Source organism: Actinoallomurus oryzae (assembly GCF_039541955.1).
GTDB classification, from domain to species: Bacteria; Actinomycetota; Actinomycetes; order Streptosporangiales; family Streptosporangiaceae; genus Actinoallomurus; species Actinoallomurus oryzae.
Map to the genome: position 1 here is coordinate 95,861 of NZ_BAABHF010000006.1, position 12,330 is coordinate 108,190.

Genomic DNA, 12,330 nt, shown 5'->3' on the forward strand with positions numbered 1-12,330 from the left:
CGGAGGAGCCGATGCCCCGCCTGCGAGAGGTGCCCCGCGCCGAGGTCACCGACGAGCGGATCCTGTTCTTCTACGACCGCCTGTTCGGCCCCGACCGCGACCCCGCCGTCGAGCACGGCACCGCGACCGGCTCACCCGGTGACTGGTGGACCGTCTTCGCCCAGTCCCCGGAGGTCTTCCGGCACGCCGTACGCGGCTTCGCGCTGTACCGCGACGCGAAGCTCGACCCGCTGCTGCGCGAGCTCGGCCAGTCGCGGGCCGGCTGGGCGCGCGGCAGCCGGTTCGTCTTCTCCCAGCACTGCAAGCAGCTGCGCGCGCTGGGCGTACCGGAGGAGAAGGTCCAGGCCGTCGCGTACTGGCAGACCGCGGACTGCTTCTCCGAGCTGGAACGCGCGGTGCTCGCCTACACCGACGGCCTCGTGCTCGACGGCGGCCGGGTGCACGACGAGATCTTCGCGGTGCTGAAGCGGCACCTCGGTGACGAGGAGATCCTCCTGCTCACCTACATCACCTGCCTGTACGAGATGCATGCGACGATGGCCAAGGCGCTGCGGCTGGAGTTCGACGACCGGGAGGAGCCCGTCGTCGAGGTGGCCGCGCCCGAGGGGTACGGCGCGCGGGACATCGCCGACGACATCGCGGGGGGCCGCCGATGACGTTCGAGGTGCCCGAGCACGTCCGGCCGGTGCGCGACGCCGTGTACGCGTTCATGACCGAGCGGGTCGAACCCGCCGAGCCGGTCCTGACCGCCGGTGGTGAGGCCGCCGCCGCCAAGCTCCGCGAGCTGCGGCGCGAGGCCAAGGACGCCGGGCTGTGGGCGCTCGGCCACCCGGCCGAGCTGGGCGGCGGCGGCCTGCCGTTCCTGGACTACGTGTTCGTCAACGAGGTGCAGGGTCGCAGCGAGTGGGGCCAGCTCGCTCTCGGCACGTTCACCCTCCAGGACTCCCTCATGCTGCACGAGTACGCCGGCGCGCGCTGGCGCGAGCGGTACCTGGCGCCGATGGTGGCGGGGGAGGTGTCGCCGAGCTTCGCGATGACCGAGCCGGATGCCGCAGGCTCCGACCCGACCGGCCTGCGCACCACCGCCGAGCTGGACGGCGACGAGTGGGTCATCCGGGGCCGCAAGTGGTTCACCACCGGGGCCGCGGCCGCCGCGTACACGACGGTCATGTGCCGTACGGAGCCGGAGGGCACGCCGCCGCACCGGGCGTTCAGCATGATCATCGTGCCGACCGACACCCCTGGGTACCGGATCGTGCGCGACCTGCCCGTGCTCGGCCTGGCCGGCGGTCACTACGAGGTCGCCTATGAGGACGTGCGCGTGCCGGCGAGCAACCTGCTCGGCCCGCGCGGGGAGGGTTTCCGCATCGCGCAACGGAGGCTCGGCCCCGGCCGCATCTTCCACTGCATGCGCTGGCTCGGGCAGGCGCAGCGCGCCTTCGACCTGATGTGCGAACGGCTGAACTCCCGCACCGCCTTCGGCGGCCCGCTGGCCGACAAGCAGCTCATGCAGCGGCACGTGTTCGAGTCCTACGCCGAGATCCAGTCCGCGCGGCTGCTCACGCTCCAGGCCGCGCACCGGATCGACGCCGGCGACGAGGCGCGCGTCGAGATCTCCGTGATCAAGGTCGTCGGCGCGCGGATGCTGCACAACGTCATCGACCGGGCCATCCAGGTGTACGGCGCGGCGGGGCTCACCGACGACCTGCCGCTGTCGCGGATGTACCGGCACGCACGGGAGGCCCGCCTGTACGACGGCCCGGACGAGGTGCACACGCAGAGCGCGGCACGCCGCGTCCTGCGCGAGTACCGCAACGGCGGCAACTGGGAGTTCGGCCTCCGCTGAGGCCGGCTTGGGAGCCGGTCCGCCGGAACAGGTCTCCGGAAGAACAGGTCCATGGCAAGACAGGGGACGAGAACGCATGCCGACCGACTCACCCGCCTCTCCGGGGCCGCTCGCCGACCTGCGCGTCGTCGAGATGGCCCAGCTCATCGCGGGTCCGTTCTGCGGGCAGCTCCTCGGCGACTTCGGCGCCGAGGTGATCAAGCTGGAGCCGCCGGGCGCGGGCGACCCGATGCGCCAGTGGGGCCGGGAGAAGCCGCACGGCCGCTCCCTGTGGTGGCCGATCATCGCGCGCAACAAAAAGTCGGCGACCTGCGACCTGCGGACCGCCGAGGGACAGGACCTGGCCCGGCGCCTCATCGACCGGGCCGACATCGTCGTGGAGAACCTCCGGCCCGGCACGCTCGAACGCTGGGGCCTCGGCTTCGACCGGCTGCGCGAGACCAACCCCGGGCTGGTCATGGTGCGGGTGACGGGGTTCGGGCAGACCGGCCCGTACGCGCCGCGCGCCGGGTACGGCTCGATCGGCGAGGCGATGGGCGGTCTGCGGCACGTCACCGGCGACCCCGGCGGCCCGCCCTCGCGGACCGGGATCTCCCTCGGCGACTCGCTCGCCGGGCTGTTCGCCGCCCTCGGCGCGCTCGCCGCCGTGCACGGCCGCCGGCGGACCGGCCGGGGGCAGGTCGTCGACTCGGCCATCTACGAGGCCGTGCTGGCGATGATGGAGTCGCTCCTGCCCGAGTGGACGGTCGCCGGCTACCAGCGCGAGCGCACCGGGCCGGTGCTGGGGAACGTCGCGCCCAGCAACGTCTATCCCACCAAGGACGGTGAGATGGTGCTCATCGCGGCCAACCAGGACACGGTCTTCCGGCGGCTGGCCGCCGCGATGGAACGCCCGGACCTGGCCGCCGACGACCGCTACGCCACGCACGCCGCGCGTGGACGCAACATGGCGGAGCTGGACGCGCTGATCTCCGCCTGGACCGCGCGGTTCGGCGTGGAAGAGCTCCTCGGCCGGCTGCACGACGGAGGAGTGCCGACGGGCCGCATCTACACCGCGCGTGACATGTTCGCCGACCCGCACTTCGCCGCCCGTGAGGCCATCGTCCGTCTCGTCCACCCGGAGCTGGGTGAGCTCCCGATGCAGGGCGTCTTCCCCCGGCTCGGCGAGACGCCCGGCTCCGTACGCCGGCTCGGCCCGGCGCTCGGCGAGCACAACGCCGAGGTCTACGGCGACCTGCTGGGCATCGGCGAGGAGGAGCGCGCCGCCCTGGCCGCACGCGGCGTGATCTAACGGTGTTGGATGACCGGCATGCTGGATTACGACCGCGAGGCCGACCACTACGACGTGACCCGTGGCGGCGACGCCAGAGCCGCATCGGCGGCCGCCGCGGTACGCGCCCTGTTGCCCCCGGACACCACGAGACTGGCCGACCTCGCCTGCGGCACCGGGATCGTCACCGTCCGCCTCACGCGACCGGGCCGGCAGGTCATCGGCATCGACCTCTCCTCCGGGATGACCCGCATCGCCGCGACACGACTGCCCGGCCGGATCACGATCGGCGATGTGACCAGGCTCCCGCTGGCCGACGCGTCGATGGACGCCGTGGTGATGATCTGGCTTCTCCACCTGATGAACGCGCCGGCCGGCGCGGCGGCCCTGACCGAGGTCGCACGCGTCCTGCGGCCCGGCGGGACACTGCTCACCACGGTGGACAAGAACGACGCGGTCTTCGCCACGGACGACGACACCACCGCGCTGATCAAGCCCGTCCGCGCGGCGTACGCGGCACCCCAGACGGACGCCACCGGCCGCGTGACCGACCTGGGCGCTCCACTCGGGCTGACCGTGACCGGGGAGAACGCGTTCCCCGGAACCGGACAGGGCCGATCCCCGCGCCGGTGGCGCGAACATCTCCTGGCCGGAGCCTTCACCTGGGCCAAGGCCGCCGGTGACGACCTGACCGCCCTGTGCGAGCGGCTCCAGGCGCTTCCGGACCAGGACCGGCCACGTCCGGACCCCGTCTACCGCCTCCTCCGGCTCACCAAGGTTTGACCCCGGCCCACCGGCACCGTCAACCGGCGGCGAGCTTGTCCTGCGTCTGCCAGGAGGTCTGGAGCGCCGCCCCGGATCCCCGGCACCGGCCGACGTTCACGGCGACGGAGTCCTCCGTACGGGTGGTCTTCGCGCCGAAACGCGCCTTGGGGCCGTTGTCGAAGGCGCGTACGCGGCCGTCGCGGGAGGACAGGACCGTGCTGACGTAGGTCTCCGGGGAGCCGGTGACGTGGCCGCGGAGCTGGACGCAGATGTTCCAGCCGTCCTTGGCGGCGGTGTCGGCCAGGACGGCGGTACCGGTGTACGCGCCGCGGCAGACCGACACCTTGAGCAGCACGGACCCGGCGTGGGTCACGGTGTACGCCCGCTGGTAGTCGTGGCAGCCCTTGGCCGGTTTCTTCTTCGGCTTGGCGATGGGGGCACCGGACCGGACGCCGTTGAGCTGGGGCCGGTGCGTGGTCGGCGCCGGTGTCGGTGTGGGCGTGCTCGGCGCGGTGACAGCCGTACGGACCGGGGGAGCGGTGGCGGCGTCGCCGCCGCCCGGCCACAGCGGCACCGCCACGGCGGCGCCGGCCACGACCACGGCCGCCCCGGCCAGGAGCGCCCAGCCGACCGTCCGCCGCCGGCCGGACGCGGGCGCCGTGGTGGGCGTGGAGGCGGGGGTCAGCGCCGACCGCGCCGGCGAGGGTCCGGACGGTGCGAAAGCGCCGGAGACCGGCGACGTACGGGCCGGGCCGGAGACCGGGGACACGGCCACCGGAGCCGTCGGCGGCGCGGGGGAGCGCGGCAGCTCGCGCGGGCTGGACGGCGGCGCGGAGGGAGACGGCGGTACGGCCGACGCCGGTGCCGCCGTGGAGGCCGGTGGCGCGGGTGCGGGTGCTGCCGGCAGCTGTACGGCCGCCGCCCACGGGCTCGGCACCTGCACCGGCGCCGGTGGCGCCGGTGCCACGTCGGACGTCCCGGTGGCCGGTGGTGTCGTGCCGGAGGGCCCGGTCGTGTTCGGGGTTCCGGTGATGGGCGGTGTCGGGCCGGAGGTCTCGGCGGCCGTCTCGTCGGCGGCGGCCGGTGGGGGGAACGCGGGGAACGCCGGGGGCGGTGATGCCGCCGCGACGGCGGGCCGGGGGGCGGTGTCAGCGGGAACGGCGGCCTCGGTGGCGGCGGGCGCGGCCGGTTCGGCGGTGGGAGGCCGGGTTTCGGGGGCCGGTGCGTCCGGCTGCTGCTCCGGCGGCGCGGTGGCGCCGAAGGCCGGCGGCGGCATCAGCGGCTCGTCGACGGGGGCCTCGTGGCCGAGCAGGCCGGCCTGGGCCTGCTGCGCGGTCGGCCGGCGCGCCGGGTCCTTGGAGAGGCAGGCGGCCACGACCGACCGCAGCGGCTCCGGCAGGGCGGAGACGTCCGGCTCGTCGTGCACGATGCGTTCCATCACGGCGTGCACGGACTCGTTGCCGAACGGCGGGTGCCCGGTCGCGGCGAACAGGATCGTCGAGCCCCACGCGAACATGTCCGCGGGCGGGCCGATCTCGTCGCCGGTGACCTGCTCGGGCGCCATGTACGAGGGCGTGCCGGCGCGGGCGGACTCGTTGTTGCCCGTCGCGCCGAGCGCGCGGGCGATGCCGAAGTCGATGACCCGCGGGCCGTCCGGGCCCAGCAGGACGTTGTGCGGCGTGAAGTCGCGGTGGACGATGCCGGCCTTGTGGATCGCGGCGAGCGCGGTCAGCGTGCCGATGGCCAGGCGTTCGAGCGCGCCGCCGGTGCGGGGACCGTCGGCGAGGATGTGGGACCGCAGCGAGCGTCCTTCGACGTACTCGCTGACGATGTACGGGTGGTCGCCCGCGAGGTCGGCGTCGAGCACCTGCGCGGTGCAGAAGCGCGCGACCTTCTTGGCCGCGGACAGCTCGCGTACGAAGCGGTCGCGGGCGTTCGGGTCCGCCGCCATCCGGGCGTGCAGCAGTTTGATCGCCACCTGCTCGCCCGAGGGGCTCCGCCCCAGGAAGACGACCCCCTGGTTGCCCTCGCCGAGCCGGCGCACAAGCCGGTGGCCGCCGAGCTCGGGCGGGTCGCCCGGGCGCAGCGGAAGGCCGTCGGCCATGGGAGGTGTCCTTCCGGTCAAGCCATCGTCCACAGCGCGTCAAACGATAGCGCCGGATCGGAGCGCCGATACCGGCATCGTCCGGCCTCGCCGGAGTTCAGCTGGTGGCGCGGCCCACGGCGTACTGGAACAGGTTGTCCTGCTGGATGGTCCCGTCGGCGCGCCGCTGGTTGCCGAAGTTGGCCAGGAAGACCTCGTGCGCGGCGTCCATGCCGATGACCTCGATCGCGCGGGCCACGTTGGGCGAGAACCGCATCGACTCCCACGCGGCGTCGAGCGAGGGGAAGTCGTACCTGCGGGTCACCTCGGCGTAGGCGTACACGTCCAGACCGGCCTCCACCATGACCTCGCGCAGGTGGTACAGGTCGCGGACCGGCTGGGAGCCGGGGGCGCCGGCCGGTACGAGCCCGCGTACGGCGTTGAGGAACGCGCTCGCCTCGCGTCCGGACCAGTTGTGCCACAGCCCGATCACGACCGAGCCGCCGGGCCGGGTGACGCGCGCCAGCTCGGCCACGGCGACCGCCGGGGGCTCGGTGTACTGGATCGCGTCGAAGGCCATGACCTGGTCGAAGCAGCCGCGGTCGTAGGGCAGTTCGGCGGCGTCGGCCACGCGCAGGTCGGCGTCGGGCAGGCGTTCCCGCGCGACCTTGAGCAGGTCGACCGAGGCGTCCAGACCGGCCACCTCGGCGCCGCTTCGCGCCGCGAGACGCAGGGCCGTCCCGGTACCGCAGCCGACGTGCAGCAGGCGTGTCCCCGGACGCGGGTCAAGTGCACCGAGCGCGGCGATATAGAGCGGGCGGAGCTGTTCCTCGCACACGTTGGTGAAGGCCATACCGTTCTGCGGATGAACCTGGGTCGGACCCACCGTCGCGTCCTCCGGGTAGTCGACTGATCGATTACATGATCACTTCGCGCTCGGGAGACTTGCATCCGCATATTTACCTATTTGCTGACTTTGTTCGCCGTACTCGTCGTACGTGATCCATACTCCTTGGTGTGGCCCGGCGAGTCTCGTGCCCTACTCTCATCGGCCGCACCGCGGAGCTGGCGCGGCTGGACGCCGCCCTGGCTCAGGCGCGGGGCGGCTCTTCCGTGCTGCTCTTCGTCTCCGGCGACGCCGGCATCGGCAAGTCGCGGCTGGTGGAGACGTTCACCGCGCGGGCCAGGGAGAACGACGCGCTCGTCTTCTCCGGCGCCTGTCTCGACCTGGCCGAGGGCGCCGCGCCGTACGCCCCCTTCGTCGCCGCCCTCCGGCCGCTGGCCGACGAGCTGAGCGGCGACGAACTCGCCCACGTCCTCGGCGAGGCGCGCCAGGAGCTCGGCGCGCTGCTGCCCGGGCTGTGCGGAAGCCCGACGAGCCGGCACGACCAGACCGAGCGCGGACGCCTGTACGAGCTGGCGCTCGGGCTGTTCCGGCGCATGGCCGCGCTGCGCCCGGCCGTCCTCGTCCTGGAGGATCTGCACTGGATCGACCCGGCCTCGGCCGACCTGCTGGCGATGATCGGCGGTAACCTCCGGCACGCGGGACTGGTGATCGTCGGCACCTACCGGAGCGACGAGGTGCCGCGTGACCACCCGCTGCACAACATCGTGCTGGAGCTGGAACGCTCCGGCCGTGCCGAGCGCATCGAGCTGACCGGCCTGTCCGTCGAGGAGGTGACCGCCCAGGTCACCGGCATCCTCGGCACCGAACCGGCGACGCGGCAGACCAGGTCGCTGTTCGACCGGTCGGAGGGCAACCCCTTCTTCGTCGAGGAACTGCTGGCCGCCGGGCCGACCGGTACGGAGCTGACCGCCAGCCTGCGCGACGTCCTGCTGACCCGCGTCGAACGCCTCGCACCGGCGACGGGACGGGTCCTGCGCGCCGTCGCGATCATCGGCCGGGGCGGGGACGAAGAGCTGATCGGCACCGTCACCGGGCTGTCCGCGGGCGAGCTGGAGGCCGCGCTGCACGAAGCCGTCTCACACCGGCTGCTGATCGTCACGGGCGACGGCTACGACGTCCGCCACGCGCTGCTGCGCGAGGCGCTCCACGCCGACCTGCTGCCCGGCCGGCGCAACCGGCTGCACCTGGCGGTCGCCGAGGCCCTGGAGGACAAGAACGTCCCGGCCGAGTCGGCGCGCCACTGGTACGCGGCGGGACACCACCCCGAGGCCCTCGCCGGCTTCGTCGCCGCGGCGGCCGCCGCCCAGGCGGCGAACGCCTGGGCCGTCGCGCTCGCGCACTACGAGCGGGCGCTGCGGCTGTGGCCGGAAGTGGCCGACGCGGAGAGCCGCTGCGGACTCGATCACGCCGAACTGCGGCGGCGCGCCGCCGAGGTCGCGATGGCCGAGGGCGAGACCGACCGCGCCCTCCAGCTCACCGAGGCGTCGATCGCCGGCCTCGACGCGGGAGCCGAACCGCTGCGCGCGTCCGCCCTGCGCATCCTCGCCGGCCGGATCCACTGGGTGGCCGGCGACGTCGCCGCCGCCTGCCGCTCCTACGACGAGGCGGTCGCGCTGCTGCCCGCCGAGGCCTCCACGCGCGAGCGCGCCCAGGTGCGTGCCCTCCAGGGGCACGCCTTCATGCTCCAGAACCGCTACACGGACGCCGCCGCCTGCTGCCGGGAGGCCATCGCCGTGGCCGTCGCCGTGGGCGCCCCCGACCTGGAGGTGCACGCGCGCAACACCCTGGGCGTCGCGCTCGCCATGCTCGGCGATGCGTCACGAGGCTTGGACGAGCTCGCCGCCGCGCTGCGGCTCGCCAAGTCGCGCGGCGACACCTGGGAGCTGGGCCGCACCTACGTCAACTTCTCCGACGCGCTGCTGTGGGCGGGCCGCTGGGCGGAGGCCGCCGAGGTCGGCATGGAGGGTGTGCACGTCTGCCGCGGCCTCGGCTACGGCCGTACGACCTGCATGTGCGCGGCGGGCAACACGCTGGCCGCGATGGTGCGGCTCGGCCGCTGGCCGGACGCGGACCGGCTGGCCGACGAGGTCGATGACATCGACGCGCCGCCCGGGCAACGGTGGGGCGTCACCCTGGCCATGACCGAGCTGGCGCTGCGGCGCGGCGACGTCAAGGGTGCCCGCGTGCTGCTGTCGTCGGTCGAGGAGACCGCCGAGCGGTCCCAGAACCGGGAGATGGTCACCTCGTTCCACGTGTGCGCCGCCTGGCTGGCGATCGCCGAGGACGACCACGAGGCCTGCCGCGAGCGCGTACGGATCGGCCTGGACCTGATCCGCGGCTCGGAGTATCTGCGGTTCGGGCCCGAGCTCTGCTCCATCGGCCTGGCCGCCGAGGCGGCGATCGGCGGAGAGGCCGGTGAGTTCCTCAAGGAGTGCCGGGAGTTCCTCAGCGGCATGACCGCGTGCCCGGAGCCGGAGGCGTACGGGCGCACCGCCGAGGCGGAGTCGACGCGTCTCACGAAGCCCGATCCGGTCGCGTGGGCGGACGCGCAGGCCGCGTGGGACGACCTCGGCGAGCCGTACAACGCGGCGTACTGCCGGTTCCGTGGAGCGGAGGCGCTCCTCGCGACCAAGGGCTCGCGCGAGGAGGCCGCGACACTGCTGCGCGCGGCCCACGAGACGGTCGTGGCGCTGGGCGCGGACAGCCTGCGGAGGAAGATCGAGGACCTGTCCCGGCGGGGACGCCTGGAGCTGGTGCGCGCGGGGGAGACGGTGCCCGGGCTGACCGCCCGCGAGGGCGAGATCCTCGCCCTGCTGAGCGACGGCCGGACCAACCGGCAGATCGCCGAGGCGCTGTTCATCAGCGAGCGCACGGTCGGCGTCCACGTCTCGCGCATCCTGCACAAGCTCGGCGTGCCCAACCGCGGTGCCGCCGCGCACCTGTTCAGAGCGGCCGAGTGAACGTCTCGCCACGCAGGGCGCGGTCGACGAGGTCGACGCCCTCGGCGATCGCCACGAGCCGGGCGCCCTCACGCCGGTAGATGTCGAGCACGGCCTCGACGCCGTGTGGCGGGATGACGCCGGACAGCTCCGTACGGGCCGTGCGGAACCCCAGCCGGGCCGCCTCGACACCGGCGGACACGTGCTGGCGCGCCATCCGGGCGAGCGCCACCGGGTAGCGGCGCAGCACGCCGTAGCGGCGGTATTCGGGCGGCACGAACTCCAGGAGCCACGCCATCGCGGTCTCCTCGAACCTCTCGGTGCCCGGCGGGTGCACGCCGGCAGGCCAGCCGGGCGGAACGTACGCGTTCACAGGGATCAGACTACGATGAATTCGAACGTTCGTTCGATGAAGGTGGCCTGAATGCGCCGGAGCGGACTCAGTCTGTCTCCGGCTCGTCCGGTGCGTCCGGCTCGTCGGACTCGCGCCGCCGGGTGATCCGGATGGTGCCCGAGTCGAGGTCGTCACGGCTGTGGCCGCCGGCCTCGGTGTGCAGCTCGTGGCGGCGGGTCTTCTCCTTCTCCTGCTCCTCGAGCTGGATCTGCTTTCCCGAGCCGCCGAACGCGGCCTGGAGGTCGGCGAACATTCCCGGACCGAAGCCGGCCCCTGACTCGGAGTCACCGCGGATCGCCGACATCAGCCCGCCGCCGCCCGTGCCGTCCTTCGGCCAGTCGATGACCTCCGGCGTCGGTGGCGAGGCCGTACGTTTGCGCGGGCGCCTACGGCGCCGCCGGAACGGTGATCTCACGCATCCTCCAACGTTCGGCCGATCCCCAGGATTCCTTGAGACTGCGAGGGCAGACTCGAAGAGACCGCCCGCGAAGCCTCGCGCGGTCTCTTATGAGGGACCCGCCCGAATGGTATGCGCCCTCGCGGTGATCTCGGACGGTAACCTGCGGAGCGTGTCCCTCACTCTGGCCGACATCGTCGGGATCTTCGAAGACCGTTACGATCCGGCCTGGGCGGAGTCCTGGGACGCCGTCGGCCTGGTCTGCGGCGACCCGGGCGCGCAGGTCCGCCGGGTGCTGTTCGCGGTCGACCCGGTCGCCGAGGTCGCGGACGAGGCGCTCGGCTGGGGCGCCGACCTGATCGTCACCCATCACCCCCTACTGCTGCGCCCCGTACACGGCGTCCCCGCCACCACCCCCAAGGGACGCCTCGTCCACCGGCTGATCCGGGGCGGTACGGCGCTGTTCACCGCGCACACCAACGCCGACGTCGCCGACCCGGGGGTCTCCGACGCCCTGGCGCGCGCCGTGGGCCTGACCGGCGACCTGCGGCCGCTCAGCCCGTCGCCGGACGATCCCCGGCGCGGCCTCGGCCGGGTCGGCGAGCTGCCGGAGCCCCTGACCCTGCGGGAGTTCGCGGCCGGCGCGGCCGAGGGGCTGCCGGTCACCGCGGGCGGCCTGCGCGTCGCCGGCGACCCGGACGCCCTCATCCGTACGGTGGCGGTCTGCGGCGGGGCCGGCGACTCGCTGCTGGGCGCCGCGCGCGCGGCGGGCGCGGACGTCTACCTCACCGCCGACCTGCGCCACCATCCGGCCTCGGAGTTCCGCGAGGCGGGCACGACGGCGCTGGTCGACGCCGCGCACTGGGCCACCGAATGGCCATGGCTTCGCGACGCGGCCGGGCTGTTGGGGGAGACTAACGTTGAGACCCGGATCTCCGCGGCCGTCACCGACGCCTGGACCTTTCGATCCTGTGAAGGAAGTACGTGAAAGCAGCACCTGAAGCCCAGTTGCGGCTCCTCGACCTGCAGGAGCTCGACACCGCGCTCGACCGGCTCGACCATCGCCGGCGCACGCTGCCCGAGCTGGCGGAGATCGAGCACGCCGAACAGCGCCTGCGCGAGTTCGGCGACGCGCTCGTCGCCGCGCAGACCGAGATCAGCGACATCGACCGGGAGCAGAAGAAGGCCGAACAGGACGTCGACCAGGTCCGCGCCCGCGCCGAGCGCGACCAGAAGCGCCTCGACTCCGGCCAGGTCTCCTCCGCCCGCGACCTGGAGAACCTCCAGTCCGAGATCACCTCGCTGCAGCGCCGTCAGTCCGACCTCGAGGAGATCGTCCTGGAGGTCATGGAACGCCGCGAGGAGGCCGAGAACCGCCTCCGCGAGATCGAGGCCGACCGGGAGACGGGGGAGAAGGCCCTGGCCGAGCTGACCGCCCGGCGCGACGCCGCGTACCGCGAGATCGACGGCGAGGCCGAGCTGACCAAGCAGGCCCGCGCGGGCGTGGTCACCGACATCCCGGGCGACCTGCTCAAGCTGTACGACAAGCTGCGCGACCAGCAGCGGGGCGTCGCCGCCGCGGCCCTGCTGCGCGGCCAGTGCCAGGGCTGTCACCTGCAGCTCAACACCGTCGAGCTGAACGACATCCGCGCCGCCGCCCCGGACGACGTCATCCGCTGCGAGGAGTGCCGCCGGATCCTCGTCCGCACCAAGGAATCCGGCCTGTGAG

General features: G+C 73.5%; 11 protein-coding genes. 7 read left to right on the plus strand and 4 right to left on the minus strand.

The annotated features are described in order from the left end of the window. Nucleotides 1–11: 11 nt before the first annotated feature. The 4 genes from ABEA10_RS00945 to ABEA10_RS00960 all read left to right on the plus strand — a co-directional run bounded on the left by ABEA10_RS00945 (nucleotide 12) and on the right by ABEA10_RS00960 (nucleotide 3,899). Entirely contained in the window at nucleotides 12–656 is a 645-nt protein-coding gene (locus ABEA10_RS00945) for a carboxymuconolactone decarboxylase family protein (RefSeq protein ID WP_345455989.1), read from the plus strand. Next, a complete protein-coding gene (locus ABEA10_RS00950) occupies nucleotides 653–1,846 on the plus strand; it encodes an acyl-CoA dehydrogenase family protein (RefSeq protein WP_345455992.1) in 1,194 nt (397 codons plus the stop codon). The genes ABEA10_RS00945 and ABEA10_RS00950 overlap by 4 nt, the downstream gene beginning before the upstream one ends. A gap of 76 nt (nucleotides 1,847–1,922) precedes the next feature. Then, complete coding sequence (locus ABEA10_RS00955; protein ID WP_345455995.1) at nucleotides 1,923–3,137, plus strand: CaiB/BaiF CoA transferase family protein; 1,215 nt, start codon at nucleotides 1,923–1,925, stop codon at nucleotides 3,135–3,137. Nucleotides 3,138–3,146: 9 nt separating this feature from the next. Continuing rightward, nucleotides 3,147–3,899 (plus strand): class I SAM-dependent methyltransferase, encoded by a 753-nt coding sequence (locus tag ABEA10_RS00960; RefSeq protein ID WP_345455998.1) that lies wholly within the window; start codon nucleotides 3,147–3,149, stop codon nucleotides 3,897–3,899. 19 nt (nucleotides 3,900–3,918) lie between these two features. On the opposite strand, the gene ABEA10_RS00965 is transcribed toward ABEA10_RS00960, so the two are convergent. Continuing rightward, on the minus strand, nucleotides 3,919–5,985 hold the full coding sequence (locus ABEA10_RS00965; protein ID WP_345456001.1) for a serine/threonine-protein kinase: 2,067 nt from the start codon (nucleotides 5,983–5,985) through the stop codon (nucleotides 3,919–3,921). 97 nt (nucleotides 5,986–6,082) lie between these two features. Beyond that, nucleotides 6,083–6,850 carry a class I SAM-dependent methyltransferase gene (locus ABEA10_RS00970; RefSeq protein WP_345456004.1) on the minus strand — a complete coding sequence of 256 codons (768 nt, stop codon included), beginning with the start codon at nucleotides 6,848–6,850 and terminating at the stop codon, nucleotides 6,083–6,085. A 131-nt stretch (nucleotides 6,851–6,981) separates the two neighbouring features. On the opposite strand from ABEA10_RS00970, the gene ABEA10_RS00975 reads away from it, so the two are divergent. Beyond that, on the plus strand, nucleotides 6,982–9,831 hold the full coding sequence (locus ABEA10_RS00975; RefSeq protein WP_345456007.1) for a helix-turn-helix transcriptional regulator: 2,850 nt from the start codon (nucleotides 6,982–6,984) through the stop codon (nucleotides 9,829–9,831). Here ABEA10_RS00975 and ABEA10_RS00980 read toward each other — a convergent pair. Both ABEA10_RS00980 and ABEA10_RS00985 read right to left on the minus strand, forming a co-directional pair. Then, nucleotides 9,815–10,183, minus strand: a complete 369-nt coding sequence (locus ABEA10_RS00980) for a hypothetical protein (protein WP_345456010.1) — start codon at nucleotides 10,181–10,183, stop codon at nucleotides 9,815–9,817. The two genes, ABEA10_RS00975 and ABEA10_RS00980, sit on opposite strands and share 17 nt — an antisense overlap. Nucleotides 10,184–10,250: 67 nt before the next feature. Further along, nucleotides 10,251–10,619 carry a DUF6191 domain-containing protein gene (locus ABEA10_RS00985; RefSeq protein WP_345456013.1) on the minus strand — a complete coding sequence of 123 codons (369 nt, stop codon included), beginning with the start codon at nucleotides 10,617–10,619 and terminating at the stop codon, nucleotides 10,251–10,253. 145 nt (nucleotides 10,620–10,764) lie between these two features. Between ABEA10_RS00985 and ABEA10_RS00990 the strand changes: the two genes are divergently transcribed. Both ABEA10_RS00990 and ABEA10_RS00995 read left to right on the plus strand, forming a co-directional pair. Then, on the plus strand, nucleotides 10,765–11,589 hold the full coding sequence (locus ABEA10_RS00990) for a Nif3-like dinuclear metal center hexameric protein (protein WP_425550846.1): 825 nt from the start codon (nucleotides 10,765–10,767) through the stop codon (nucleotides 11,587–11,589). Beyond that, nucleotides 11,586–12,329, plus strand: coding sequence for a zinc ribbon domain-containing protein (locus ABEA10_RS00995; RefSeq protein WP_345456018.1), 744 nt, complete (start codon nucleotides 11,586–11,588; stop codon nucleotides 12,327–12,329). The genes ABEA10_RS00990 and ABEA10_RS00995 overlap by 4 nt, the downstream gene beginning before the upstream one ends. Nucleotide 12,330: the final 1 nt, after the last annotated feature.